General features: G+C 61.1%; 26 protein-coding genes and 1 tRNA gene. 16 read left to right on the top strand and 11 right to left on the bottom strand.

The window, feature by feature from the left end; genetic code table 11:
* On the bottom strand, positions 1 to 183 hold a 183-nt coding region (locus tag KQ296_RS05955), incomplete at its 3' end, for a sigma-70 factor domain-containing protein (RefSeq protein WP_311133859.1).
* A gap of 104 nt (positions 184 to 287) precedes the next feature.
* On the opposite strand from KQ296_RS05955, the gene KQ296_RS05950 reads away from it, so the two are divergent.
* The 4 genes from KQ296_RS05950 to KQ296_RS05935 are packed head-to-tail and all read left to right on the top strand — an operon-like array spanning position 288 to position 3,789.
* Positions 288 to 1,016 carry a response regulator transcription factor gene (locus tag KQ296_RS05950; protein ID WP_041428555.1) on the top strand — a complete coding sequence of 243 codons (729 nt, stop codon included), beginning with the start codon at positions 288 to 290 and terminating at the stop codon, positions 1,014 to 1,016.
* Between the two features lie 5 nt (positions 1,017 to 1,021).
* Positions 1,022 to 2,173, top strand: a complete 1,152-nt coding sequence (locus KQ296_RS05945; protein ID WP_011933449.1) for a cell wall metabolism sensor histidine kinase WalK — start codon at positions 1,022 to 1,024, stop codon at positions 2,171 to 2,173.
* A 13-nt stretch (positions 2,174 to 2,186) separates the two neighbouring features.
* On the top strand, positions 2,187 to 2,918 hold the full coding sequence (locus KQ296_RS05940; RefSeq protein WP_011933450.1) for a pseudouridine synthase: 732 nt from the start codon (positions 2,187 to 2,189) through the stop codon (positions 2,916 to 2,918).
* Positions 2,919 to 2,925: 7 nt separating this feature from the next.
* The gene (locus KQ296_RS05935) at positions 2,926 to 3,789 is read left to right on the top strand and encodes a RodZ family helix-turn-helix domain-containing protein (RefSeq protein ID WP_011933451.1); all 864 of its coding nucleotides are present in this window, start codon (positions 2,926 to 2,928) and stop codon (positions 3,787 to 3,789) included.
* Here the strand turns inward: KQ296_RS05935 and malQ are convergent.
* Both malQ and KQ296_RS05925 read right to left on the bottom strand, forming a co-directional pair.
* Entirely contained in the window at positions 3,753 to 5,285 is a 1,533-nt protein-coding gene (malQ, locus tag KQ296_RS05930; protein WP_041428558.1) for a 4-alpha-glucanotransferase, read from the bottom strand. The genes KQ296_RS05935 and malQ overlap by 37 nt on opposite strands.
* A 12-nt stretch (positions 5,286 to 5,297) precedes the next feature.
* Complete coding sequence (locus KQ296_RS05925; RefSeq protein WP_011933453.1) at positions 5,298 to 6,506, bottom strand: Coenzyme F420 hydrogenase/dehydrogenase, beta subunit C-terminal domain; 1,209 nt, start codon at positions 6,504 to 6,506, stop codon at positions 5,298 to 5,300.
* Positions 6,507 to 6,590: 84 nt separating this feature from the next.
* Between KQ296_RS05925 and KQ296_RS05920 the strand changes: the two genes are divergently transcribed.
* Positions 6,591 to 7,586: an LCP family protein gene (locus tag KQ296_RS05920; RefSeq protein ID WP_011933454.1), complete on the top strand. Its 996-nt coding sequence runs from the start codon at positions 6,591 to 6,593 to the stop codon at positions 7,584 to 7,586.
* Here the strand turns inward: KQ296_RS05920 and KQ296_RS05915 are convergent.
* On the bottom strand, positions 7,525 to 8,058 hold the full coding sequence (locus tag KQ296_RS05915) for a hypothetical protein (RefSeq protein WP_011933455.1): 534 nt from the start codon (positions 8,056 to 8,058) through the stop codon (positions 7,525 to 7,527). The two genes, KQ296_RS05920 and KQ296_RS05915, sit on opposite strands and share 62 nt — an antisense overlap.
* 98 nt (positions 8,059 to 8,156) lie before the next feature.
* On the opposite strand from KQ296_RS05915, the gene KQ296_RS05910 reads away from it, so the two are divergent.
* Both KQ296_RS05910 and KQ296_RS05905 read left to right on the top strand, forming a co-directional pair.
* Positions 8,157 to 9,152, top strand: a complete 996-nt coding sequence (locus KQ296_RS05910; RefSeq protein WP_011933456.1) for a ribose-phosphate pyrophosphokinase — start codon at positions 8,157 to 8,159, stop codon at positions 9,150 to 9,152.
* Positions 9,153 to 9,215: 63 nt separating this feature from the next.
* Entirely contained in the window at positions 9,216 to 10,316 is a 1,101-nt protein-coding gene (locus KQ296_RS05905) for a glycoside hydrolase family 10 protein (protein ID WP_050815932.1), read from the top strand.
* 20 nt (positions 10,317 to 10,336) lie between these two features.
* On the opposite strand, the gene pepN is transcribed toward KQ296_RS05905, so the two are convergent.
* From pepN to KQ296_RS05890, 3 genes are all read right to left on the bottom strand, one after another.
* Positions 10,337 to 12,964, bottom strand: a complete 2,628-nt coding sequence (gene pepN / locus KQ296_RS05900; RefSeq protein WP_259726403.1) for an aminopeptidase N — start codon at positions 12,962 to 12,964, stop codon at positions 10,337 to 10,339.
* Positions 12,965 to 13,060: 96 nt separating this feature from the next.
* A complete protein-coding gene (locus tag KQ296_RS05895; protein WP_050815886.1) occupies positions 13,061 to 13,525 on the bottom strand; it encodes a hypothetical protein in 465 nt (154 codons plus the stop codon).
* A gap of 55 nt (positions 13,526 to 13,580) precedes the next feature.
* Positions 13,581 to 14,153 carry a hypothetical protein gene (locus tag KQ296_RS05890; protein ID WP_011933460.1) on the bottom strand — a complete coding sequence of 191 codons (573 nt, stop codon included), beginning with the start codon at positions 14,151 to 14,153 and terminating at the stop codon, positions 13,581 to 13,583.
* Positions 14,154 to 14,265: 112 nt separating this feature from the next.
* Between KQ296_RS05890 and KQ296_RS05885 the strand changes: the two genes are divergently transcribed.
* Positions 14,266 to 15,408: a histidine kinase gene (locus KQ296_RS05885; RefSeq protein WP_259726402.1), complete on the top strand. Its 1,143-nt coding sequence runs from the start codon at positions 14,266 to 14,268 to the stop codon at positions 15,406 to 15,408.
* 41 nt (positions 15,409 to 15,449) lie between these two features.
* A tRNA-Glu gene (locus tag KQ296_RS05880) sits at positions 15,450 to 15,522 on the top strand.
* A gap of 71 nt (positions 15,523 to 15,593) precedes the next feature.
* Here KQ296_RS05880 and KQ296_RS05875 read toward each other — a convergent pair.
* Positions 15,594 to 16,061 (bottom strand): SRPBCC family protein, encoded by a 468-nt coding sequence (locus KQ296_RS05875; RefSeq protein WP_399240554.1) that lies wholly within the window; start codon positions 16,059 to 16,061, stop codon positions 15,594 to 15,596.
* A 206-nt stretch (positions 16,062 to 16,267) separates the two neighbouring features.
* Here KQ296_RS05875 and petH point away from each other — a divergent pair, with 206 nt between their 5' ends.
* The 7 genes from petH (at position 16,268) to KQ296_RS05840 (ending at position 23,571) form a co-directional block, all read left to right on the top strand.
* A complete protein-coding gene (petH, locus tag KQ296_RS05870; RefSeq protein WP_011933463.1) occupies positions 16,268 to 17,446 on the top strand; it encodes a ferredoxin--NADP reductase in 1,179 nt (392 codons plus the stop codon).
* 162 nt (positions 17,447 to 17,608) lie between these two features.
* Positions 17,609 to 19,132 (top strand): glucose-6-phosphate dehydrogenase, encoded by a 1,524-nt coding sequence (zwf, locus tag KQ296_RS05865; RefSeq protein ID WP_041428562.1) that lies wholly within the window; start codon positions 17,609 to 17,611, stop codon positions 19,130 to 19,132.
* Between the two features lie 52 nt (positions 19,133 to 19,184).
* Positions 19,185 to 20,468: a glucose-6-phosphate dehydrogenase assembly protein OpcA gene (locus KQ296_RS05860; RefSeq protein ID WP_011933465.1), complete on the top strand. Its 1,284-nt coding sequence runs from the start codon at positions 19,185 to 19,187 to the stop codon at positions 20,466 to 20,468.
* A gap of 45 nt (positions 20,469 to 20,513) precedes the next feature.
* A complete protein-coding gene (locus tag KQ296_RS05855; protein WP_011933466.1) occupies positions 20,514 to 21,911 on the top strand; it encodes a cobyrinate a,c-diamide synthase in 1,398 nt (465 codons plus the stop codon).
* Positions 21,860 to 22,210 carry an acylphosphatase gene (locus KQ296_RS05850; protein ID WP_041428565.1) on the top strand — a complete coding sequence of 117 codons (351 nt, stop codon included), beginning with the start codon at positions 21,860 to 21,862 and terminating at the stop codon, positions 22,208 to 22,210. Before KQ296_RS05855 ends, KQ296_RS05850 begins: the two co-directional genes overlap by 52 nt.
* Positions 22,211 to 22,291: 81 nt before the next feature.
* A complete protein-coding gene (locus KQ296_RS05845; protein WP_011933468.1) occupies positions 22,292 to 22,885 on the top strand; it encodes a histidine phosphatase family protein in 594 nt (197 codons plus the stop codon).
* Positions 22,885 to 23,571, top strand: coding sequence for a GAP family protein (locus KQ296_RS05840; RefSeq protein ID WP_011933469.1), 687 nt, complete (start codon positions 22,885 to 22,887; stop codon positions 23,569 to 23,571). Before KQ296_RS05845 ends, KQ296_RS05840 begins: the two co-directional genes overlap by 1 nt.
* Here the strand turns inward: KQ296_RS05840 and KQ296_RS05835 are convergent.
* The 3 genes from KQ296_RS05835 to crtE are packed head-to-tail and all read right to left on the bottom strand — an operon-like array spanning position 23,558 to position 26,474.
* On the bottom strand, positions 23,558 to 25,030 hold the full coding sequence (locus tag KQ296_RS05835; protein WP_011933470.1) for an AAA family ATPase: 1,473 nt from the start codon (positions 25,028 to 25,030) through the stop codon (positions 23,558 to 23,560). The two genes, KQ296_RS05840 and KQ296_RS05835, sit on opposite strands and share 14 nt — an antisense overlap.
* Positions 25,027 to 25,533, bottom strand: coding sequence for a divergent PAP2 family protein (locus KQ296_RS05830; RefSeq protein ID WP_011933471.1), 507 nt, complete (start codon positions 25,531 to 25,533; stop codon positions 25,027 to 25,029). The genes KQ296_RS05835 and KQ296_RS05830 overlap by 4 nt, the downstream gene beginning before the upstream one ends.
* 2 nt (positions 25,534 to 25,535) lie before the next feature.
* Positions 25,536 to 26,474, bottom strand: a complete 939-nt coding sequence (crtE, locus tag KQ296_RS05825) for a geranylgeranyl diphosphate synthase CrtE (protein WP_011933472.1) — start codon at positions 26,472 to 26,474, stop codon at positions 25,536 to 25,538.
* Positions 26,475 to 26,527: the final 53 nt, after the last annotated feature.

Raw genomic sequence — 26,527 nt, 5'->3', positions numbered from 1 at the left:
TGGCACCGCCTCACCACCACGCTTCTCCTGCAGCTCCGCCTCTGTGGCCTCCAGATCCATCAGCTCCTGCACCTGACGGCCCAGGGTGATCTCCTGCTGATGGCTCAGCAGCGGCACCCGGCCGATGTCACGCAGGTAGGACCGCACCAGGTCTGCGTCTGGGAGCAGGGCCACGGGCGCCATTAGTTACGAAACCAGAATGTTTCTTAACCTAACACCAATCATTGGATTCCTAGAGCTAAAAAGCCCTTCGAAGTCCAGAATGGTGAAGAACGGACTGATTTCTCGTGGTTGCTTCTGCAACGAGCACGGTGGGCACGGCGAAGCTGCTGGTGGTGGAAGACGATGATTCGATCAGAGAAACCGTGGAAGAAGCCCTTCGCGCCGAAGGCTTCGAGGTGAAGTCTTGCGGCAATGGTGCCGACGCCATGGCTTTGCTTTCCGCTCCAAACACTGAGGGAGTTGACCTGCTGGTGCTCGACCTGATGCTTCCTGGTCTGGGCGGGCTCGATCTCTGCCGACAACTGCGCAAACTCAACAACCACACCCCTGTGCTGGTGATCAGTGCGCGAGACAGCGAAACCGACAGGGTGCTCGGCCTTGAAGTGGGCGCTGACGACTATCTGGTCAAGCCCTTTGGCCTGCGAGAACTGGTCGCGCGCTGCCGGGCCTTGCTGCGACGCTCCCAACAGATCGCATCCGTCCCCAGTGAGGATCGCCAAGTGGTCCAGACGGGCAATCTCTGCCTTTACGCCCAGGAGTGCCGCGTCACCCGCGATGGGGAAGACCTCACGCTTTCACCGAAGGAGTACAAAATCCTCGAACTGCTGATCCGCAATCCCAAGAGGGTCTGGAGCAGAGACCAGTTGCTGGAGCGAATCTGGGGAATCGATTTTGTTGGAGACACCAAAACAGTGGATGTCCACATCCGTTGGTTGAGAGAAAAGATTGAGGAGGAGCCTTCCTCGCCGCAACACATCCGCACCGTCAGGGGATTCGGCTACCGCTTCGGCTAACAATCGTGAGTGCAGGAACTGGCGTTGTTCTCGGACTCCTCATCGGCCTCGTTGGAGGTTGGTTTCTCGCTGGCCGGCAATACGGCTCCACCACGAGAGGGTCCAAAGCCAATCTGACGCCATCGGTGCTGTCAGGCCATGCGCTGGCCACCCCGCAACTGCTGGCTTGGATCGATGCGGCCACCCAAGGATGGTTGATCCTCACTCCTGATCTGACAATCGGCTACATCAATTCCAAGGCTGAGCGTCTCCTTCAGGTCTCGAACAACCTGCTCGTCCGCGGCCAGGCGCTTGATGAGGTGCTCGCAGTGCCTGAGCTGGAAGAGGCAATCGTGAGTGTTCGCCATCAACAGCGACCACAACGCTGCGAATGGGAGCAGCAGCGCATTCCGCTCGAAGCAATCGTGCTGCCCGGATCAGATGAATGGCTGTTGGTCCTGCTTCAGAACAGGCAGTCCCTCGAAGCCCAGCAGCAGCAGCAGGAGCGATGGGTCAGCGACGTCGCCCACGAACTCAAAACGCCGCTTACGGCGTTAATGCTTGTGAGTGATCGGCTCGAAGGCGCTGTCAGCGAAGACGATGGCGTCCTCGTGGAACGCCTGCAAAGAGAGCTGCGCCGTTTGCAGTTAATGGTGGAAGATCTTCTCGAGCTTTCTCGCCTGGAGAACATCCTCCCTCGCGACAAAGTTGATTATTCGGCCCTGAATCTGGAGCAGCTTGTTGAAGGAGCTTGGAACAGCATTCGCCCGCTTGCTGATCAACGGGATGTGTCTCTAACGATCAACACCAACGAGCCGGGTCTGCTTCTCGGCGATCAACGCCGACTGCATCGAGCTGTTCTCAATCTTCTCGACAACGCACTGCGTTATTCACCCAATCACGGCTGCGTTGAAGTCGAGATTCTTCCAAGCGGCGGATGGTGGTTGCTTTGTGTCAGAGATCACGGGCCCGGACTGAGCGAAAGCGATCTCAGCAATATGTTCCAGCGGTTTTATCGGGGCGATCCCTCCAGGGCCCGATCGAATCGCAGTGGCAGTGGTCTCGGTCTGGCCATCGTTCAACAGATCGCGGTGAACCATGGCGGCCGCATCCAAGCCAGAAATCATCCCAATGGAGGGACATCCATGGAACTTCTACTTCCGAGAGGACAGGCATGAGCGGAGCGCAACGGTGACGCGCCAACGACTGCAGAAACTGATCGCTTCTGCGGGAGTCTGCTCCCGTCGCAAGGCCGAGGATCTGTTGCGAGACCGTCGCGTACGGGTGAATGGCCAGCTGGCAACCCTCGGAGACCAGGCCGATCTGGATGTCGACACCATTGAGGTGGACGACCGCCCGCTGCAAACAGCCCCTCAAGCACGCGTTCTTCTCTTGAACAAACCACCGGGAGTGATCTGTAGCTGCAGAGACCCGCAGCGACGGCGGACCGTGCTCGAGCTCGTGCCACCGGATCTGAGAGAAGGCCTCCACCCCGTTGGCAGGCTGGATGCCGAGAGCCGAGGTGCCCTGCTGCTAAGCAACCAGGGAGAGCTCACATTGCAACTCACCCACCCTCGTTACAACCACCGCAAGACCTACCGGGTCACGGTGGCTGGCTTGCCGAGTGAGAAGCAGCTCAATCAATGGAGACGTGGCGTGGTTCTCGACGGAACGGTCACGCGCCCAGCCGAGGTCAACCTTGTCAAAAAAAGCCCTCAGGCCAGTGTGCTGGAGGTCATCCTGCGCGAAGGCCGCAACCGTCAGATTCGCAGAGTCGCCCTCTCCCTGGGCCATCGCGTTCTCGATCTCCAGCGCATCGCCATCGGCAGGCTCACCCTCGGATCGATGCGAGAAGGCTGCTGGAGAGAACTTTCCAGGCAAGAATGGTCAGGTCTGATCAGCACCGAAGGAGAGCGGTCGTAACCGAAGCATGGCTCTGATCAAACGCTTGCTCCCATGGGGCCGCCGCCAGTCCAGTGGAGACAGGCTCGATCGTTCGCCTGCGACTGCTGAAGCAGACCCCGCGGAAGCCGCCGGGCAGCTGTTGCGAGAGCAGCGAGAGCAACGTGGCCTGAGCCTGCGAGACCTGTCCAGACAAGTGCGCATCACCACTCCCGTTCTGGAGGCCCTGGAGCGGAACTGGCCAGAGCGCCTGCCGGAGCCTGCCTATCTGGTGGCGATGTTGCATCGCCTGGAAGAGAATCTCGACCTTGAGCCAGGCAGTCTCAGGGGCGCCCTACCGGAGCAGGCCCTGCCATTTCATGGCTCGCAACACCCTCGGCGCACGCGCTTCACGGTGGGCAGCATCGACATCTTCACCACCTGGCAGGGGAGTGTTCTCTACGGCTTGGCGATTGTTGGATCGCTGTTTGCCCTCAATCAGCAACAGCGGCAGCTGGCCATCAACAACGCGATCACCCTCACGCCCATTCCCCTGGATCTCACAAGCGAGTCCGATGCCCTAGTGCAAGGGCTTCGCCCTCTCCAAGAGTTGCGCAAAGCGAGTGCTGCGCAAGCGATTCCCGACCTGTCGACCCCCCAACCGCTGCCTGGGGTGCTCGAGATCCAACTCAATCAGCCAAGCAGCATTGAACTGAGCAGCAAGGGAGGAGACCGAACCAAACTGCAAGGCGCAACTGGTTCATTCACACTCCAGCTCTTGCCGCCTGTGCAGATCAAGATCCAGCCAGCTCCGCAGGCAGGATCCGTCCTTTGGGACGGTGCCGCTCTCACGTCTGTGAAAGACAAACCCGGCCTTTACCGCCTCGACCAGACCTCAGCACGCACTCCATAACCTTCCAGTGCCCCATTGAGGGCGCCATCCAGAGCCGGCAATCTCCACATCCAGTTTCCACCCACGGTGCCGGGTGTGTTGAAACGGGCCGCATCATCCAGATGCAACAGATCCTGCAGAGGGGCCACGACCAAAGCAGCCGATGTTGATAGACCCAGCTCAAGGAGCTGCCATCCAGGAGCCTCAACGCTGCGCTCAAGCGTTGCTGCGACCTGATCTCTTGACGACTGTTCCAACCTCTCCCACCAACCGAGGCTCGTTGGATTGTCATGGGTTCCTGTGTACACAACCCAACCACTGCCTTTGATGTTGGCTGGCAGATAGGGATTGTCTGCATTCCCATCAAAAGCGAACTGCAGCACCTTCATGCCAGGGAGATGGAAGCGATCGCGCAGTCGCTCCACATCAGGGGTGATGACCCCGAGATCCTCAGCCACAATCGGCAGAGACCCACCGGCATCACGCTTCAGACAAGCCAGAAGTTCGCCGCCGGGAGAGCGTTGCCAGCGGCCGTTCATGGCCGTGTCATCAGAGCCGGGAACCGACCAATAGGCGGCCAAAGCACGGAAATGATCAAGGCGAAGCCTGTCAGCAAGATCCCATTGACGCCGCAGGCGATCACGCCACCAGCGGAATCCTGTGCGCCGATGGCGCCCCCAGGTGTAGACGGGTGTTCCCCAGAGCTGGCCGGTGGCGGAAAAGTAATCCGGTGGAACACCACTCTGCTGATGGAGGCGTCCATCTCCGGCAATCGAAAACAGCGAGCGGTTGCTCCAAACATCAGCGCTGTCGCGGGCGACATAGAAAGGAAGATCACCAAGGATCTCCACCCCTAGGTCGCTTGCCAGAGCGCGGAGCCGGCGCCACTGACGATCCAGATGCCATTGAAGAAGATCCTGCTCCAGCAGATCACTCCGGTGCGTGCAACGCCAGTGCTCCAGTGCCGTCTCGCGGTGGACCGCCAGCTCATGTGCCCAATCCCACCAGGGCAAACCCGCATGCTCACGACGCAGCACCATGAAGGCGGCGTGATCACGCAACCAACGTGACTGGTCGATGCACCATCGCTGGAAGGCCTCGTGGCGATCAGCAGGCTGCCCCGCCCATCGCAGACGCAACGATCTGGCCAATGCATCGGCCCGTTGAGCGGCCAAAGCGAAATCAAGCTGTTCGCCTCCTTCTGCGTCCGCCGGAGCTGCCTGAGGAAGAGCCTGCACATCATCGGGGGTGATGAACCCCTCATCGCTCAGATCCTGGGCATCGAGCAACCAGGGATTAATGGCGAAACTCGACGGCGAGCTGTAGGGAGATCCCGTTCCATCCGGTGGAGCAAGAGGCAGCACTTGCCACACCCTGATGCCCTGGCGAGCGAGCGCATGCAGCCAGTCTCGAGCCGCAGCACCGAACGTGCCGCACACCGGCGATCCTGGAAGCGCTGTGGGGTGCAGGAGCACACCAACCCTGCGACGCGATGCAGTCCCTCTTGGATGGGGCATAGACGCAATGGATTAGCGGGCGGGCAGGCGGTAGCGCTCAACGATGCGCCGCGCGAAAGCGGGCAGATGACGCTCCACCACCTCAGGATGATGCCGGCGGAGCCAGAGCGCATTGCGGGTGAAGTGGGAATCGATCGAGAAGCGGCCGTATTCCAATCCTTTCGGCCCAACCCGCTGCACGATCCAGCCCACGACCTCCGCGAGCCACATGGGCAGTCGCAGGGCTTTGTCGTAGGCATCGATGCCCTGCTGAACAGCCTGGCGACGATCGCCTCGGCTCATCACCGGTGCCTGATCGAGCTCCGCTTCCACCAGCTTCAGCAAGTCCTCCCCGCGTGAATTACGCACAACCAACCACTGACGTCCGAATTCAGCACCCATGTAGCCAACGACCAGATCAGCGCCGGCATTGACGTAGTCGAAACAACTCAGACAGCTCGGAGCGAAGACATCCTTGAGAGCCGGCGTGTCAAGACCGAAGAAGGGGACCGTTTCAACACGACCATCGCTGTGTCTGAAATGAATCCTGAAATCCTGCATGAACTCGTAGTGCACCACCGTGTCCGGTGTGGCACTGGCGCTCTCCAGAAAAGTCTGAAGACCCTCCCGGGAGACATTGTCCACACAGGGGAGCCCCAGCACGTAAAGCGCTTCGAGCGGGAGGGTGTCCTGCACGGCACGCAGCGCCTGAACCTGGCAGCCCACACCGATCGCCAGCAAGCGTTTGATCCCGCTGCCCGGCAGTTGCTCGAGAACGGAAAGGTTGTTGGACAGGGTGGGTTTGTTGACCCTTGCAGCCAGCACCTCCTCCGGCGTGCGTGCCAGAACGGGCATCGGCGTGAAGCGATCGTCTGGGCTTTGCTGAACGCAGAGCACGGCATCAACGAGCCCCGTCTCCAGGGCGCGAACCCCCAGGCGACTGACAATTCCCGTCCACTGGGCTCCAGCGATCGGCGTCTGCAGCCGCGCGGTGAGCATCCGCTGCTGAACCCCGAAATACAGCTCATCCTCTTGATCGAGATCGCGGGCGCGGCCATGGGCCTTGCGTTCCATCCCATCGAAGTCCTGATGAAGGAAGGCACAGGCCTGGCGCACGTAGGCAACCCAGCGCGAATCACAGAGGCCGCAGTCACTGCAGAGATCCTTGGCCGGACGGATCCGGTCGCGGGGAATCGGTCGCGCCTGGTCGTGGGGAAGCGGTGAAGCGGGGGAAGACGTCACAGACGGCTCAAGCCTGGAGAGAGGTCAACGCTAATCAGTGAGAGTTGAGCAAGACTGGGTCGCCTAAAGCAAGCAGAGCGGGTCATGGGGGGGTCGGCACCAGCGGGAGACGCAGCACAGACCCGTGTGAAGCGTTGGCTGGGAACCAAACCAAGCCGCACTGTGCTGCGAATCGTCGCTGCAGTGATCGGTGCCGGGCTGATTGGAGGAGGGCTGGCGTTGATCTGGCCAAAGCCGGATCCGATTGCCGCAGCGCCACCCTCCCCGGATGACCCCGCAAGCCTGGCCCCCTTACCGCAGCGGTCGGTGATGGTGCTGCTGATTGGCGTTGATTCAGACGCGATCAACGATCCCTCAAACCGCGCAGCCCCCAAGGGCCCAGCCAACGCAGACAGCCTGATGCTGATCCAGATCACAGCTGGAGAAGCACTGCAAGTGCTTCAGATGCCCACAGAGCTTGCCGTGCAACTCCCAGGTCTTGAAGGGCTACACCCCCTGGCCAGGGCCTACCGAGAAGGCGGAGTGGCACTCACAGCCGACGTCGTGGCTGAGGTCGTGGGGCTCCCCTCCGGCGAACCCGATCGCTATGTGGTGATGCCCCGTCAGGCCTTGCGCGCGCTTGTGGACAGTCTTGGCGAAGTGGAGGTGAGCCTCAATCAGTCGTACAACCGCCAAGACAAAGCGCAGAACTACAGCGTGAATCTGCAGGCCGGGCGCCAGACGCTCAATGGTCGTCAAGCGGAACAGCTGGCAAGACACCGCTCCAGTCCCAACGACGATGGTGCTCGCAGAGTGCGGCAACAAGCCCTCGTGCGCGGTCTTCACGACCAGCTCAGGCAGCCCAATGCCATCGCCCTGCTCCCGGATGTGATCGGCGAGGTGTCAGCGCAGGTTTCAACCGATCTCACCCCGTCCGAAATGCTCAGCCTCACGGCAGCAGCGCTGAGCAGCACCGAGCCCCCCGTGATCAATCAGCTCAAGCTGGCTCCACGAGCCGGCCAGCAGCAACTGCGGGAACTCAAGCCCGATCAGTCCCTTCCTCTTTGGCCACCTGCGCCCAACGCGACCGCAGGCAACTGATCAAGCCAGAGAGGTCCTCATCAGGTCCCTGGAGACATCCACACCAAGGGAGGCCGTCGGCCCTGCGAGCCGAGCGACTCCAAGTTCCGCCCAATTGCACCAAGCCGAGAAGCTCAACCTGAAGCGCTCGCGACAGGGCCACCGCCCCGGGAACGACGCCGGCAAAGCGGCCGTCTTTCCGAGGTTCCGCCAACAGGAGAACGGGGACACGCCAGCAAGCCAGGGCCTCAAGCCAGCTGCCCTCCCCACATTCATCCACGGCCACATCTCCACTCACGCGCAGGAGCGTGGGCTGCGATGACCCACCAGCGGATGGGCTGGTGATTTGTTGCAAACAGGCGTGGGGTGAGGCCCCCGAGCCCCGTTCGATCAAGGTGGCGCCAAACGCGTCCGCCAGGCTGCGGCAGGCGGGAGCCATGGCCCCTTCGCCCAGCCGTCCGGCTCCGATCACCACAAGGAGGTTGTTCGCCATGGCGGCACCCTAGAAGCCATGGATGGGTGGAAGGGTGTGGTTGGGGTGTCCCATGCACCACTACCATCGGAATACCAAGTTTCTCGTTCGCGGGCATCGTGACCGGATTCCTGACTGCAGCCCGCGCCGAACAGGAGAAGATCCAGCACGACACGCGGCGACTCCGCTTGTTCAGCGGCACGTCCAATCCGGGCTTAGCTCGGGAAATTGCGGCGTATTTAGGCGTGCCTGACGGTCCGAGGGTCTGCAAACGCTTTGCGGACGGTGAGCTCTATGTGCAGATCCAGGAGTCCATTCGCGGCTGCGACGTCTTTCTGATCCAGCCCACCTGCGCTCCGGTGAACGATCACCTGATGGAGCTGCTGATCATGGTGGATGCCTGCCGTCGAGCTTCAGCGAGGCAGATCACTGCCGTTGTGCCTTACTACGGATACGCACGGGCCGATCGCAAGACCGCAGGCCGGGAGTCGATCACGGCCAAGCTCACCGCCAACCTGCTGGTCAAGTCTGGGGTGGACAGAGTTCTCGCCATGGATCTTCACTCGGCGCAGATCCAGGGTTACTTCGACATTCCCTGCGATCACATTTACGGCTCCCCAGTGCTCGTGGATTACCTCTCCGCCCAGGAGCTCGGCGAAGTTGTGGTTGTGTCACCCGATGTGGGTGGTGTGGCACGGGCCAGAGCCTTTGCCAAACAGATGAACGATGCTCCGCTGGCCATCATCGATAAACGCCGCACGGGTCACAACATGGCCGAGAGCCTCACCGTGATCGGGGATGTCAACCAGCGCACCGCAATCCTCATCGACGACATGATCGATACCGGCGGCACCATTTGTGCCGGGGCCAGGCTGTTGCGCCAACAGGGAGCCAGCCGGGTGATCGCCTGTGCGACCCACGCTGTGTTCTCGCCGCCGGCATCTGAACGCTTGTCCACGGATGGCCTGTTCGAGCAGGTTGTGGTGACCAACAGCATTCCGATCCCCTCGGATCGCATGTTCCCCCAACTCCAGGTGCTGTCGGTCGCCAACATGCTCGGAGAAGCGATCTGGCGCATTCATGAGGAGAGTTCAGTCAGCTCGATGTTCCGCTGAACTCGCGTGGTGATGCTTTCAGCGCAACTGTTGCGTCGCAGCGGCGCTGCTGCCATTGCTGCGATGGCCATGGTCATGCCCCCCTCAAGTGCTCTGGCCGGGCTTCCCTCCGTTCAGCCCAAACGCACCCTGGGTGTCTGGCTCACCAACAGCCCGAGCCCTCTGTACTACGACCGAACCACGCTGTTGAAGGCGATGGACGAACTTCAGCAGGCAGGGTTCACAGCGTTGTATCCGAATGTGTGGAGCCGAGGCACCACCTTCCATCGCAGTCGGTATGCACCGGTGGAGCCGGCTCTGCGCAAGGCGGGATTGAATCTTGACCCGATCTGCACCATCAGCAAGGAAGGCCGCAAGCGCGGCATGAAGGTGATCCCATGGTTTGAATATGGCCTGATGGAGCCTGCGAGTGCCGCGGTGGTCACGCAACACCCTGAGTGGGTGTTGTCACGCCGGAACGGCGATCCCGTGATGAAGATGCACGGGAAAGAGATGGTTTGGCTCAACCCCGCCCACCCTGAAGTGCGCGAGCGGTTTATCGGTCTGGTGGTGGAGGTGATGAAGCGCTGCAAGATGGACGGACTGCAGCTCGATGATCATTTCGCCTGGCCTGTGGAACTGGGCTATGACCCCTACACCGCGGCGCTCTATCAACAGGACACCGGCGTTCAACCGCCGAAGGACCACACCAATCGCTACTGGATGACCTGGCGACGGCGTCAGCTGACAGGACTGCTCCGCGAATTGCGCCAGCGCTTGGATGACGAATCGCTTCCGCAGAAAATCAGCCTTTCACCAGGCCCCTTTCGCTTCGCTTACAACCATTGGCTTCAGGACTGGGAGCTCTGGGCTGTCGGGGAATTGATCGATGATCTCGTCGTTCAGAATTACGCCTATTCCCTGAAAGGGTTTGCCAAAGACCTCAATCAGCCGGCACTGCGCAAAGCGCGGCAATGGGGATTGCCGGTGCAGATTGGCATCCTCGCGGGATTTGGAAAACGCACCACACCCATGGCTGTGCTGGCTGAGAAAAAACGGCTCAGCAACGAACAGGGCTACGGCGTGATCTATTTCTACTGGGAAGGCTTATGGGGGGCCTACAGCGGCAAGGAAGGGTCTGCGTATCGCTTTGATGCCTTCAAAAGCCTCGGCGTTCAGGATTGAGCGCCGAGGCGTTGGCCCTCTCAGGCCTGCATCAATGTGACCACTTCACGGGTGTTGGTTGAGAGATCAGCCTCCGCCAGCACAGCCAAGGCCTGTTGCACAGCAGCTTTGCGCTGTGGTCCGTAGGTATGCCAACGGCTGAAGACCTTGGCCATCCTTGACGCGGTGATCGGATTTCTGCCGTCCACCGCGATGATCTGGCGGGCCATGAACAGATAGCCGCTGCCATCCAGCGCATGAAACACGCTGGGATTGCCCACAAGCCCGCCCAGCACGGCCCGCACGGAATTGGGCGCCATCGGATCGAATCGGGGGTGCTGCAGAAGAACCTCGACACGCGCGAGGGCATCCGGTCGGGGGGTGGATGCTTCCAGGGCAAACCAGGTGTCGAAAATCACCGGGCGGTCCTGCCAGCGGTCATGGAACACCTGAAGTGCTTGCAGCCTCTGAGCGCAATCAATCGGCTGGAGGGCTCGCAGAGCCGCACGGGCGAGGGTCATCGATGGACCACTCACGGCCGCCAAGGCGGCATCGCGCACCTCTTCGTCGCCCGCCGCTGCCAGCCAACTCCAGATCAGAGCCGTGAGCTGACGCTCCCCCTGCCCCGCAGGCCAGTGCGCTTGCAGCGATTCGGCACTGGATGCCAGGCGCTGCCGCAGCGCATCGGCGAGTTGGGATCCAAACAGCTCCCGCAGCGCACAGGAGGCCTCGAACAGGGCCGGTGGATCGGCCTCATCCTGAAGAGCCTCCAACTCCGCCAATCCGGGAAAGGCCAACAGGGTGGCGAGAACGGCGGGGTCCTGCTCCCCAGCAGGAGACAACAACTGGCTCACGGCATCCAGCATCCGCATTTCCAGAGAGGAAGCGTCAGCACCCGATGCCCGGGCGAGCAAAAGACGCTTCCAAAGCTGTTGCCCTGCATCCCAGCGGGCAAACGCATCGGTGTCCTCTGCGAACAGGGCAAAGAGGTCATCGTCGCCTTGATCAGCCGTCCAGGTCACCGGAGCTGAGAAGTTCCGAAACAGCGACAGCACTGGCGGTTGGGGCGTTTTGGCCAATCCCTCCAGAACGACGCTCTGCTGCGCTTGATCGAGAACCAGCAAGCGCTCATCGCCAGCGCGGCCTTCTGCGTTCAGAACACTCCAAAGAACGGGAATTACAACCGGCAGCTTGTCGGGCTGGCCAGGGGTGGGTGCTGTGGACTGGCGAAACGTGAGCGTTAACCGCCCCTCCGTTGGCTCCCACTGCCGACCCACCGACACGTGGGGAGTACCAGCCTGGTGATACCAACGCTTGAACTGCTCCGGCTCGAAATTGAGCGAAGATCCATCCTCCGTGGCGCCCTCAAGAATCGCCGCGACGAAATCCTCCGTTGTGGCCGCTTCTCCGTCATGCCGCTGGAAATACAGACGCATCCCCCGCATGAAGCGCGCATCCCCGAGGAGGGTTTGCAGCATGCGGATCAGCTCAGCGCCTTTCTCATAGATCGTCGTTGTGTAGAAATTATCAATGGCCTGGTAAGCATCGGGTTTCACCGGGTGAGCTGTCGGCCCGGCATCCTCACGAAACTGGGTGTTGCGCAGCATCGCAGCATCCTCAATGCGCTTGAGCGCAGCGCAGTGCAGATCAGCGGTGAAGCACTGGTCGCGAAACACCGTGAGACCTTCTTTAAGCGACAGTTGGAACCAGTCGCGGCAGGTGATCCGATTGCCAGACCAGTTATGGAAATATTCATGGGCGACCACGCTCTCAATGCGTTCCAGTTCGCCGTCAGTGGCGGTTTCGGCATCGGCGAGAACCAGTTTTGAATTGAAAATATTCAGACTCTTGTTTTCCATGGCGCCCATGTTGAAGTGGCGCACCGCAACCGTATTGAACTCGTCGAGGTCGTACTCGAGCCCGTAAATCTGTTCATCCCAGGCCATCGAGCGCTTGAGGGACTCCATGGCATGAGCGGTGTAGGGCTCATCCCCCGCCTCCACATGCAGCCGCAGGGTCACCCGACGCCCGGATGCGGTGGTGAAATGATCCCTGATTTCCTTGAGGTCTCCAGCCACCAACGCGAAGAGATAGGACGGCTTTGGAAACGGGTCTTCCCAGACCACAGCATGGCGAGTTGGGGACTCTGGTACGGGTCCTGCCGCGACGGCATTGCCGTTGGAGAGAAGCACCGGATAACGCTCACGATCCGCCTCGATGCGCACGCGGAAGCAACTGAGCACATCCGGACGATCGGGATGAAAGGTGATGCGCCGGAATCCCTCGGCCTCGCATTGCGTGGTGAGCATGCCCCCACTGGCGTACAGCCCCTCCAGCGAACCGTTCGCTGCCGGATCGAGCTTGCACACCGTGGTCACGGTGAAGGGTTGATGGGGTGTTGCGTGAATCTGGAGTGCATCGCCGCTCAGGCTGTAAGCATCAGCAGCAAGGGGCTGGCCATCCACAGCAAGGGAGATCAACGCCAGATCCACACCCTGAAGTCTGAGCGGTTCAGAAGAGTCCTGAACCGGTTCGAGGTGGAGATCAGCCGTCACCAGAACAGCATCGTCCTGAATCACGACATCCAGTTCTGTCTTGGGAATCCTGAAGGGAAACGGCCGGTAATCCTCAAGACGAACACTTTGCTGGGGGGAGGGGCTGGTGACCATGAACGTCTCACGCTCCTCAAATCCTGACGCCCCCAACACGGAGCTGACGAGGGTGAAAACCTCACCCCCCGCATCCGTTTCTGACGCCTCGGTTGCCTACTGGCCGCCGGCCTGCTGCTTCTTGATCGCTTCCTCCACCTTGGTCTTCACATCGGCAGGCACCTTGTCGGGGCAGAACTGGAGCGCGCCAGTGATGATCTGGAACTCAGCACCTGCAAACAGCTGCTCATTGGTGAGCTTCTTGTTGCCGGTGGACGCCACCAGACCACCGTGACGGCCGTTGAGAAGTTGCACATAGGTCGCTGCAGCGATGCCGACCGCCTTGGGGAACTCAACGCCGGCAGTTCTGGCATTACAGACATAGGAGGAGCCCATGCCGCGATACAAGAAGATGTCGCTATCGGACGCGGGCTTGGTCTGGGGCTTGGCAGCACCTTGGGCCAAGACGGCAGGACCGGCCAAGAGGAGAGACAACGTGGCCAGAGGTGCGGCCATCACGGAACGGAATCGACGGAGTGAAGCCAAGAATCCTGACCAATTAACGCAGCCATGCTGCACCATTCAGCAGGATTCGCACCACACGGTGAGGCACTGAAGCTGAACCGTCCCTGTTGATTTATCCAGGAATGGGAGCAGAGGCATCTTCCACCCGCGTTTCGTGATGATGTTCCACGATTTCCAGATCTCCCTTCTGCCAGCTGTAGATCGCTCTTGAGCGGAAACGATCCTGATCAATCAGGCGTGTGTATTCCTGCACATCCCAGTCGAGGTAATGGGACTCAAACACAACCTCATGTTCGTCAACCTGACGGATGCGCGTTTTGGATTCAACCTCTTCGAGATAGGCGCGGCTGCGTTGCAGCTGGTGACCCAGCAAGGTGGCCTCCATGACCCCTTCCCGCTGATAACGGGGTTTTTTATCAAAAAAGTCGGTGTCGTGCTCAGGCCACCAACTCATGCGATAACGCGGCTTACCGACGCGGGATTCCGCGAAGATTTCCACACGGATCATCATGTCGAGGAACATCACTTCCTCGTTCTTGAAAACGTATTGACGGCGCGAGCGCCAAAGTCCCAGGTTGCGAGCAAACCAACGACGCAGATTGCCGTCGAGGGGGACCCGCGGAGAGGCGGGGGGATCCCCGTCTGGCGGCTGGGCGCCGCGACGTTCGACAGGCAGAAGGGGCATGCTGTGTCCTGGGTGACAACAGTCTGTACAAAAAAGTCTTAGCGGGTCTGCCGCTTTTTGCAAAAACCCATAAGGTGAGGCTCAACTTTGGGAGCCTCACCTGGTGGTCGGGATGGATCCCACGCCACGACAGCAACTCAACCTTCTTCTTGTTGCCAGTCGTCACCACCTATCCAGCGGTGATCTGCGTTCCCTGATCCAGTTTCTGGAGAAAGAGGACTGCGGCTTCGACGTAACGCTTCAGGTCGCCGATCCCCTTCAGCAGCCTGAGTTGTTGGAACTCCATCGCTTGGTAGTGACACCAGCGTTGGTGAAGCTTCAGCCTGTTCCGAAGCAGGTGTTTGCCGGCAGCAGCATCTTTCAGCAGCTGCGGGGATGGTTGCCGCGGTGGCAAAAAGACGAAGTCGTGAGTGGGCTGGGGCTCAGCCTTAAACCCACAGAACTGGATGGCAGCCGTACGCAGCGCGAGCTCCAACTCGAGGATCAACTACTGGTTTTACGTCAGGAAAACGAAACACTGATCGACCGTCTGCAGTCGCAGGAACGCTTGCTGCGCATGGTGGCCCATGAGCTGCGCACACCACTCACAGCCGCCACCCTCGCCCTGCAAAGTCAACAACGAGGTCAGATCGATCTCAATCGCTTCCGAGATGTTCTGAAGCGGCGCCTGGAAGAGATCGCATTGCTGTCGAAGGATCTGCTGGAGGTGGGCAGCACGCGCTGGGAGGCCCTGTTCAATCCCCAACGCCTTGATCTGGCCAGTGTGGCGGCAGAGGCAATCCTCGAGCTCGAAAAGCTTTGGTTCGGCAGAGATGTGACCATTCACACTGATATTCCTGCCGACCTTCCCCTGGCTTACGCCGATCAACGGCGCATGCGTCAGGTGCTTCTCAACCTCCTGGAGAACGCCCTGAAATACACCCAGGACGGCGGAACCATTGCCGTGAGCATGCTTCACCGCACCAATCAGTGGATTCAGGTCAGCGTCAGCGACAGCGGCCCAGGTATTCCCGAACAAGAGCAGCAACGCATCTTTCTCGACAGGGTTCGACTGCCGCAAACGTCGGGGGGAACATCGGGATTCGGCGTCGGCCTATCGGTCTGTCGGCGCATCGTGGAGGTGCATGGCGGACGCATCTGGGTGATCTCTGAACCGGGCAAGGGAGCCTGTTTCACCTTCACTGTTCCGGTCTGGCAAGGACAGGGCCAAGAGAAGATGTCCACCGCCTTGACGGAGGGTCAGTCGGCCCCGTAATTTCATTTGGTGATCGGGAGCACACCCACGATCACGGCCTCGCCCCCATCGTCTAGAGGCCTAGGACACCTCCCTTTCACGGAGGCGACAGGGGTTCGAATCCCCTTGGGGGTATGAAGATCAATCGTTCATCTGAATGAACGCTTCGTAGTGACTTGATGGCGATCAATTCACTCATGGATGCGTCACACCAAACCACGTCGCAAGGCTTCTTTCTCAACAGCGAGCAAGTTTTCGCTGAGGTCATGGCGCAAACGCTGTTCAATCAAGGCCACTGGCATTCCCAGACAGCCCTGAACTGTGAGGTCATACAGAAGAAGGGTGGCGTCGGGAACAGCCTGAAGTCTCCAGCATCCTTCGAAACGACGGAAATCCCCTTTCAGCATGCGGAACTGGAGGAGACCTTCCGGACGGTGTTCGCTCAGTTCCAGCTGCACTGACGCGGAAAACTTCAGTCCAAGCAACTGCTGACTGCCGATCTGGGAGAGCCTCACCACATGGCCCTGCCTGCCCAGAAGCGTGCTGCGTGAAAGGTTCGGAATGAAATCACTCAGCGCCTCGTAATCGGTCAAGACCGACCAAAGGTCAGGGACCGGCACCGAAGTCCGCAACTGCACAGCTAAGCGACGCACGCCCTGGGGAAGGCGCTCCATGGTCTGCTCGATCGGCTGGTGCTGGCCCTGGGAGGCACGCTGGAGAGTCTTCAAGGAGACTTCGATGCTCAACCTGAGAAAGATAACAACGGAATCTTAATGAAAGTCAGCCCAGCGACCAGAGCGTTGCGTTCAGCGCAAACGAGTGCATCAAAACCCACGGTCACGCCTATGATCGCGCCGTCTTCAAAGGGAAGCGGGATCTCATGCGCGTCAGTTCTGCAGCGAACAACACTTACAACGAACGGGTCTTCACCCTGGTTGTTGTCGGTCTGCAGTCATCCAATCAGCGCCGGTCAGAGCAAACCTTCACAGTGTCTTACGACCGTCTGCAGTCCACTGTTCAGCGCATTAATGCTTGTGGTGGAAGAATTCTGTCGGTGACAGCCGGCAACGCTTCGGCCCCAGCGCACTCCCCTGGCTCCTCAGCCTCCAACGTTCCCAAAGCCCCCGCCACCTCCACCGTGACCGACACCCCGAGCAAACCGGCGCACAAAACTGTGCCTGTGAACCTTTACAAGCCGAAAGCCCCCTTCATCGGCACCGTCACGGAGAACTACAGCCTGCTGAAAGAGGGCGCCATCGGACGGGTGCAGCACATCACCTTCGACCTCAGCGGTGGTGATCCCCATCTCGCCTACGTCGAAGGTCAATCCATCGGCATCATTCCCGAAGGAGAGGATGCCAAGGGGAAGCCTCACAAGCTGCGTTTGTACTCCATCGCCAGCACGCGCCATGGCGACAACATGGAAGGAAACACGGTGTCGCTCTGTGTTCGCCAACTGGAATACAAGAATGAAGCTGGCGAAGAGATCAAAGGGGTCTGCTCGACCTACCTCTGCGATATCGAGCCAGGCACCAAAGTGAAGATCACCGGTCCTGTGGGCAAGGAGATGCTCCTTCCTGACGACGAGGACGCCAACGTGATCATGTTGGCTACAGGCACAGGGATCGCACCGATGCGCACCTACCTCCGCCGCATGTTCGAGCCGACAGAGCAGGAGAAGAACGGTTGGACCTTCCGCGGCAAAGCCTGGCTGTTTATGGGTGCGCCGAAGACTCCAAACCTTCTCTACGACGAAGACTTCGAGCATTACGAGCGTCAGTACCCCGACAATTTCCGCTACACGAAGGCCATCAGCCGCGAGCAGCAGAACACCAAGGGCGGACGCATGTACATCCAGGACCGTGTCCTCGAACATGCTGATGAAATCTTCTCCATGATCGAGAACCCCAAAACCCACGTCTACATGTGCGGATTGCGCGGTATGGAACCAGGTATTGATGAGGCGATGAGCGCTGCTGCTGCTGCCAAGGGTCTGGATTGGTCGGAGTTGCGCCCGCAGCTCAAGAAAGCTGAACGTTGGCATGTGGAAACCTATTGAGGTCGGCTAAACCGTCCCCAACCAAGGGAAGCCCGCCTGATGGCGGGCTTTTTTGTTGCCTTGCCACCTGAGACGGTCAGCAACAAAAAACATGGCGGGTTGTTCTAGAGCACTGTCAGGACGGAAATTCCTGGTTAAACCAGCGTCAGAACGAGCTGTGCCATGAGCGCAACGATGACGAACCCGCTGAGGGTCGGACTGCGTCAAGAGCGAGTGATCGCACCCCAGTGCCTGGTGATCTTCGGAGCGAGCGGTGACCTCACCCATCGCAAGCTCGTCCCAGCGTTGTTTGAGCTCTTCCTGCAGCGACGCTTGCCGAGCGAATTCGCTCTTCTTGGCTGCGCCCGTCGCCCCTGGAGCGACGAAGAGTTTCGCCAGAAAATGGCCGAGGCCATGACCAAGACGGTGAACGAGAACCGCGTGGCCTGGGACCAGTTCGCTGCTGGGATGTTCTACGAGCCTGTGGATCTGCAGCAGCCTGAGGATCTAGTAAAGCTGGGACACCGGCTCGACAGCATCGACCGCCTCCGGGCAACACGCAGCAACCGCACGTTTTATTTGTCGGTTTCGCCGAAGTTCTATGGCAGTGGTTGCCGGGCACTCGCCGATGCAGGCCTGCTGAAGGATCCCCAACGCAGTCGCGTGGTGATTGAAAAGCCCTTTGGACGGGACTACGGAAGCGCCCAGGCGCTCAACCGCATCGTTCAAAGCTGTGGCCAGGAGAATCAGATCTTCCGCATCGACCACTACCTCGGCAAGGAAACGGTGCAGAACATCATGGTTCTGCGCTTCGCCAACACCATTTTCGAACCGATCTGGAACCGGAATTACATCTCCAGCGTTCAGATCACAGCGGCAGAAACCGTTGGCGTTGAGGAGCGTGCCGGGTACTACGAAACCTCTGGTGCACTGCGCGACATGGTGCAAAATCACCTCACGCAGATGCTGGCGATCACGGCCATGGAGACGCCGGGGCGTTTCGACCCCGAAGCGATTCGCAGCGAAAAAGCCAAGGTGCTGCAGGCGGCCCGTCTGGCTGATGAAAACGAACCCTGGAATTGCTGCATCCGCGGTCAGTACGGCCCAGGTGGAACCCAGGAGAACCCCCTGGCCGGATACCGGCAGGAGCCTGGGGTCGATCCCAACAGCACCACGGAGACCTACGTGGCCATGAAGCTGTTCATCGACAATTGGCGATGGCAAGGGGTGCCGTTCTATGTGCGCACCGGCAAGCGCCTGCCGAAACGTCTCAGCGAAGTGGTCCTCACCTTCAGGGAAGCGCCGGTGCACTTGTTCGACGCCGCAGGCGGCGGCCCCACAGCAAACCAGCTGATCCTGCGCATCCAACCCGACGAAGGCGCTGAATTCCGTTTCGAGGTGAAATCCCCTGGATCCGGCATGCGCAGCCGTCCGGTGGAGATGGAGTTCTCTTACGACGAATCCTTCGGGGAACCCTCCGACGAGGGCTATGTGCGTCTGCTGGCGGACGCGATGCTCGGCGATCCCACCCTGTTCACCCGCAGTGATGAGGTGGAGGCCGCCTGGCGCCTCTACACCCCCTTGCTGGAGCTCATTGAAGACAGCCCATGGCAGCTGCCGATCCATCCCTATGAGTCACGAACCTGGGGGCCCGCAGCCTCTGACGCTCTGATGGCCCGCGATGGCCTGCTCTGGCGCCGCCCCTGATTGTTCTCGACAGACACCCACAGACACCCATCCCTTCCCCACCAGCTGAACCATGTCACCCCAGCTCACGCTTCAGACCCCCCTGGAACTCCCCCCTGCGGAAGTCCCCAGCTACCTGGAACAGCTCTGGTCACGCGACCAGCAGGGGGGCGTTGGCTCCCACACGTTCTGTCTGCTGATCTGGCAGCCCTCCTGGGTGGAACAGCAGCTGGTGCGGACCGGTCGCCTTGAGGGACCAATCACCGGGGTGCAGCGCGCCGAGCTGGTTCAGGCCGGTCGCCAGGTCGTGGTGGATGGAGATCTGCCTTTGAGCACTTCACCGCTCACTGCGCCGGTGGCAGCGTGCCTGAGCAGCATGGGCGGATCCCAGCAAGCAGATGACCTCAGGGGCCAGCACATCGATGCAGCCCTCAGCGCCCTCAGGCCCCGTCGGCTGATCACCCTGGCTCCAAGCCTGGATGATCAGCAGGCCTTGGAAACCCTGGTTGCGGCCTACTGCCCACTGCCTGAGGAGGGGGGTGGAACCGTTGCTTGCGGTGATGTGGTGGTTCTGCGCGGAGGGCAACCTGCACTGAACGACGGTCTTTCCATCCTGCAGCCGCTCCTGCCTGAGGATCTGCCCTCCTGGGTGTGGTGGAACGGTGCCCTCGATGAGGCGCCCGAACTTCTGATGCAGCTCGCAGGATCTCCCCGACGGCTGATCATCGATTCAGCCCTGGGTGACCCTGGGTTCTGCCTGAATCTCCTCGCGACGAGGATCGAAAGCGGCCAGGCCGTCAACGACCTCAATTGGCTGAGACTCGGAAGCTGGCATCAAACCCTGGCCATGGTGTTTGATCCACCGAACCGCAGAAACGCCCTCAGCCATGTGGTGCAGCTGGACATCGACGTGGAAGGAGACCATCCGGTTCAAGGACTCCTGCTGGCCAGCTGGATCGCCGATCGCTTGGGCTGGCATCTGCAACGCACCCAGCATCACGACGACCACAGCATCAGTGCTGAATTCGCGCGCGCGGACGGAACGGCTGTGCAAATGCGTGTTTCACCAGTGCCCATGGGGCAACCGAGCATTCACCCCGGCCAGATCGTGGGATTGCGCCTGATCTGCAAGCCCGAGGACAAACCTGCGATCTGCGTGATCCTCTGTGCGGAGTCCGGGGGCTGCATGCGCCTGGAAGCCGGTGGGATGGCCAGCATGGAACTGATCGAGGAAGTGGTTGCCGTGCAGCCAATGCCCGTGGAGGCCGATGTGGCCAAGCTGCTGGAGGGTGGTCACGACTCCACCAATCCGCTGCTGGCCGCCGCGGCCCCCCTGGCTGCCAAGCTGATCAAGTGATGTCCCGCTGAGCGGGGCCCACGGTTCCACTGTCCCGCTCAGTTCATGGCCTGTGTGATCGCTGCTCCGGCCAGCGGCAGTGGCAAAACTCTGCTCACCCTCTGCCTGATTGCCTGGGCGCGGCATCAGGGGAAAAGCATTCAGCCCTTCAAGGTGGGGCCTGACTATCTCGATCCCCAGCTCCTCAGCCTCAGTGCTGGCAACGTCTGCCGGAATCTCGACCTCTCCCTCTGCGGCCAGGAGTGGGTGGATCTCAGCTTCCGCGGATTTGGCGGTCGGTGCGACATGGCCATCGTCGAAGGCGTGATGGGCCTGTACGACGGCATCGGAGCCAGCTCCGAAGGCAGCACGGCTGCTGTTGCCAGACATCTGAATCTGCCGGTGGTGCTGGTGGTGGATGCCGGCAGACAGGCCCGATCCCTGGCGGCCGTGGTGCGCGGGTTCCAAACCCTGGAGCCGCGCGTGAACCTGGCGGGGGTGGTGCTCAATCGCGTGTCCAGCCAGCGCCATCGCGAGCTGCTAGACACCGTGCTCGAAGAGATCAACGTTCCCTGTCTGGGAAGTCTGCCGCGGGACGCGAGCCTGAATCTTCCCAGCCGACACCTTGGCCTGGCGCCAGCCCATGAGCTCGGAGCGATGCAGGAACGGATCGCTCGCTGGGCCGCGCTGGCCTCCTCCCATCTGGATCTGCAGAGGTTCGAACCGTTGCTGAAGGCACCTGCCGCCGGTCCGGATCCGATCCAAACCGTGCTGGCTCCAGTCTTGGAGCAGCAGCCCAAACCCATGGCCATGCCTGTGGCCGTCGCTCAGGACGAGGCCTTTCATTTTCGTTACCCGGAAATGCAGGAATGCCTGGAAGCCATGGCCATGCCCGTCATTCCCTGGAGCCCGCTCGCCGATGAACCGCCACCAGCGCAGGCTTCGGGACTGATCCTGCCGGGTGGCTTTCCCGAACTGCATGCAGAAGCGCTCAGCCACTGCCGCCGCAGCCTTTCGGCCCTTCAGCAGTGGATCACCCAGAAACCCCTTTACGCCGAGTGCGGCGGCATGCTGATGCTGGGTGAGTCACTGAGTGACGCTGAGGGAACGCACCATCCCATGGCAGGCGTGCTGCCCTTCCGCGCCGAGCGCGGAGCCTTGCAGGTGGGCTATCGCTCGCTGCGCGCGGCAGATGATGGATTACTGCTGCGCGCAGGGGAGTGCTTGAGAGGGCATGAATTCCACCGCTGGCAATTGAGCAAAGAATCCGGTGATTTCGTTGAAGGAGTGAAACCCCTGTGGCAGGTTGAGGGGTGGAAAATCTCGCGGAGACACGAGGGATGGAGCCTTCCGAGCCTGCACGCCAGCTGGGTACACCTCCACTGGGCCGGCTCCTCGACGATCTCATGCCGATGGCGCGCCGCTCTCGAAACCGCGGCAACGCGGAACGCGGCCGTTTCTTGAGCCGAGGCAAACACAAGCCCACCATCACGACCGAACGCTGGCGGTTTTTTGTGGAAGGAAAGGTTCAAGGTGTTGGGTTCAGGCAGGGGTGTTGCCGTCGCGCCATGGATCTCGGCCTGAGCGGTTGGGTTCGCAACCTCCCCGATGGCCGCGTGGAGGTGCAAGCGGAGGGAACACCCATGGCGCTGAGTGAATTGCGCCTCTGGTGCGAACGCGGTCCCGCCGATGCGCGCGTGAGCCAGGTGAGGCCCTCACAGCTGCCCATCACAGGAGCGGACTGGTTCGAAATCCGCAGCTAACCAAGCGCTGCGATGGCACCGGCAACACCGCCAGGGATCGCGCTAATGGTCACAATCCGATTACATCGTCACCAGTGACCTATGGCCGAACATCGTCAGCTCTGGCTGTTGCGCCATGGCGCTACGGAATGGGCCAAGAACGGACGGCATACCGGCAGCACCGATCTTCCCCTGCTTCCTGAGGGTGAGGAGGAAGCACGACTGCTGGCCCCGGTGCTGACAAGCCAGACCTTTGCCGCCGTGTTCAGCTCCCCTCTGCAACGAGCGCGTCGGACCTGCGAGCTGGGCGGCCTCGGGGAGCAGGCCCAGGTGATGCCGGAATTGCTGGAATGGAATTACGGCGATTACGAAGGAGTGACCACGCCGGAGATCCGCAAGACGGTGCCGGGTTGGACGGTCTGGAGCCATGGTTGCCCCAACGGCGAAGATGCCGAAGCCGTGCAAAAGCGCTGCGAAATCGCCATCCAACGCGCCCTGGAGGTTCCCGAACCAGGGGATGTGGCCCTCTTCGCCCATGGACACTTGCTGCGATCGCTCGCGGGCACCTGGCTTGGTCTGGGTGCTGTGGGCGGCAGCCTGTTGAAGCTCAGTACAGGGAGCATCTGCGTGCTGGGATTCGAGCGCGAAAACCGTGCGATCGTTCGTTGGAACGCTCCGGCCAACGGCCGGTTCTGATGAGCGACACCACTCTCTGGGCCGAACTGCTGGCCTACGGCACGGGCATCGGCCTCTCACCAATTCACATTGCTGTTCTGCTGCTCCTGTTGTTGGGCCCCCAGCCCCTGCGCCGCGGTGGCTGGTTTGTTGCGGGCTGGGTGGTCACCACCCTGCTCACCGCAACCCTGCTGGTGACGGTGGGGCACACCCTTGTTCTCGACATGAGCCACGGCTCTCATCACCGCACGGGCCTTGATCTGCTGGCGGGTGGAGCCTTGGTGGCCATCGGCGGCAGGGAGCTGCTGCGTTCCTTCGCCGATGGAGCCGAGCCACCGGCCTGGACCACCAGCATTGATCGCTTTGTGGCCATGCCGTTGCCACTGCTGCTGCTCCTTGGCGCAGCGGGAGAGGTGATCAGCCCCGACGACCTCGTGCTCTTCGCCAAGTCGGCGGGTGTTGTTCTCGCAGCCCAGCTGCCCACCTGGCAGGAGATCGTGGGATTGGCAGCCTTCACAATCGGAGCCAGCCTTTTTCTCTTGGCCCCACTGATCGCCGTGATCATCGGACGCGACCGGGTGATTCCAATCCTCGAGAAAGGCAAGCAAGTGCTGTTTGCCCGAGGCGGACTGGTGGTGGGAGGGGTCAGCCTGGGCCTGGGGGGCTATCTGGGATGGCAGGGCATCAGCGGTCTCAGCCTGCTTTGAGGGCCTGAGCCCAACGTTGCCTGGCCCCTTCAGAACCGGCACGGCCTGCGATCCAAACCCCCTCACGGGCGCGGCTGACTGCCACATACACAAGCTGCCGGCGCAGATCAAGGTCCTGGGGCCAGAACACATCGTCGGCGACAAACACCTCGCCAAAACTGCTGCCTTGGCTGCGGTGCACGGTGAGCACAGCCGCAGGTCCCAGCGACGCGAAAGCATCGCGCACCAGGAAATAGCGGCGCCAGAGCGGACGTCCCCCCTGCTTGCCGGCGTCACGGGCCTGCGTGCGCAACTGCTGGAGCACGGCATCGAGTTGCTGCCTGGCGGAAGTGCCGGCAGGCGGTTGCAGGCGCAGGTTGAGTTCGAGCTCCCCGCTCCGCACCCGTGCATTCAGGGTTTCAATCACAGGTGCACCCAAACCAGCCAATGCGAGCTGGGCCTCGCCGGCCACACCGAACTCCGCCAGGTCGCAACGTTCAGGGGACACGTCCTCCACCACAAGTTCACGATTGGAACCGAGCACCAGATCGGGCTCCTCTCCGGTCTCGCCACCATCCCGTGAGGCCGGGGCCATCACTGCGGTGCGGGTGATCAGCACCTCACCCGGCAACACCGCCATCTGATCGGCCATCTCGCCATGAATCGCCCGGCGCGCGTGGGGGACCAGCAGCTCAAGCCTGCGGTTGGTGTAGCAAAGAATCCTGGCTGCATCGGGGTTATCGCAGGCTGCCGCCTGCCGCAGAGCCTCCTGAGCGCGACTGAGCCAATCGGAGCGGTTCATCACCCCCACCTGGCCCAGATCCGTGCGCACCGGAGCCAGAAGCGGTGGCACCTCACAGGGCAGTCGGCCATCACGCAGACAACTGGCCAATTGCAGCACAGGGCCTTGATGGCGCACCACCTGCTTGAGGCAGGCATTCACGGCCCGCGTCATTGCAAAAACAGGGCTGTCGCTCTCTCCCACCGGCGGCAGCTGGGCCGGATCCCCAACAAACACCAGTCGGGTGCTGAAGGTGTGTGCGCACTGCAGGGCGATCGCCAGCAGGGCGCTGTCCACCATGGAGGCTTCATCGATCAGCACCAAACCGAGATGCTCAAGGGCTGCAGCCGTCTGCTCGGTGGATTCACACAGTTCACGATCCCCCTGTCGCTTGAGCTTGAGACGCAGCAGACGGTGGATGGTGGATGGATACCAGGTTGGGCGCAGCCCTTCAAGCGCCAGGGCCTGCCTGAGCACACCCACGGCCTTGTGGGTCGGAGCGACGACAGTCCAGCAGAGGCCACTGGCCTCCACCTGCTGGAGAAGACGCATGGAGAGAAACGTCTTGCCGCTGCCAGCGAAGCCACTGAGCACGAACGGGACGGTGGCATCGGCTTGATGAAGCCAGTCGGCAAAGGCATCGGCGGCCTGTTGCTGATCACTGGTGAGAGCCAGCTCGGAATGGGCGGGCGAGCTCACCCGAACGCCTGAGACAGAACCTGGGCCAGATGCAGGGGAGAACCAACAAACACCAACCCTGGAAGAGCGATTGCTGGGCCGAGCAGGCTTCCAACCAGCACCTCGAGCCTGGAGTGACCCAAGCGTTCTTTGAGGGGTTTGTCAGGGGATGGATCCCAGAGATTGCTGGGCAGAGCGTTCACTCTCTCGGCAGTGAACCCCGCCGCACGGCGCACGCCACTGGCGTCGTACATCACCACAAAAGCCACTGTGGAGGCCAAAGCGAAAGCGGGGGAGTCAAATCCATCGAGCCAACCCACGGCAGCGGCTGTACCGGTGACCAGTGCCGAATGGCTTGATGGCATTCCTCCGGTTTCGATCAACACCTGCGGGCGCCATCGGCGCTGGGTGACCAATTCAATGAACAGCTTCGAGAGCTGCGCGATCCCGCAGGCCGCGAGCCCCCAGGCCAGAGAGGCGTTATCGAGAAGCTGGAGCGGTGCGCTCAACGAGGCAAACAGCATGGTCAACGGTCCCGGCTCGCGACGTAGTCCGCGAGCGCCAGCAGCGGCTGCGCCTTGTCTTTCCACGGTTCGAGCACCGCTTTGGCCTGGGCCACCAACTCAAGGGCACGAGCCCGAGACGGTTCGAGACCCAGAAGTTTCGGATAGGTGGTTTTATCAGCGATCAGGTCCTTGCCGGCTGTTTTACCGAGCACGTCGCTGCTGGCGGTGACGTCCAGGATGTCATCCACGATCTGGAAAGCAAGGCCGATGCCATTGGCGTACGTGCGCATGGCATCGACCTGACTGGCGTCGGCGCCGCCGATCAAAGCACCGGTGACGACACAGGCCCGAAGCAGAGCTGCGGTCTTGTGGAGATGGATGTATTCCAGTGTTTCCAGATCAACCTCACGACCCTCACTTTCCAGATCCACCACCTGGCCACCCACCAGTCCCGGGGCTCCAGACACAAGAGACAGCTCGGCCACCACCTTCAGCAAGCGTTCGGGTGGCACCCCCTCACTGCGCACGGCCACCATTTCAAAGGCTCGGCTGAGCAGGGCATCGCCGGCGAGAATGGCCATGGCATCGCCGTACACCTTGTGATTGGTGGGGCGACCACGCCGCAGATCGTCGTTGTCCATGGCCGGCAGATCGTCGTGGATCAGCGACATGGTGTGGATCATCTCCAGAGCCACGGCCGTTGGCATCGCCAGGGAGGCATCACCGCCAACCAGCTCACAAGCTGCCAGGCAGAGGATCGGCCTGAGCCGCTTGCCTCCAGCCAGGAGTGAGTAGCGCATCGACTCGCGAAGAGACTCGGGCCGCTCAGGGCCGAGAGCCGCATCCAGCGACTGCTCGACCAGCTCCCGGGTCTTGGCCAGATAGGAACTGAAATCGAATTCAGCCTGATCCTCACCCGACGGCGTGACACCTTCAGGGCTGCTCGCCGTGGCGGTCATGAAGAACAGGATGCTCGCCGGATTCTGTCAGGCCGCAGGTCCCACGAGCACGA

This window comes from Synechococcus sp. CS-197, assembly GCF_025128215.1.
In the GTDB taxonomy this organism is placed as follows: Bacteria; Cyanobacteriota; Cyanobacteriia; order PCC-6307; family Cyanobiaceae; genus Synechococcus_C.
The sequence above is the reverse complement of the archived record's forward strand: the minus strand, read 5'-3'. Positions and strand labels throughout refer to the sequence as shown.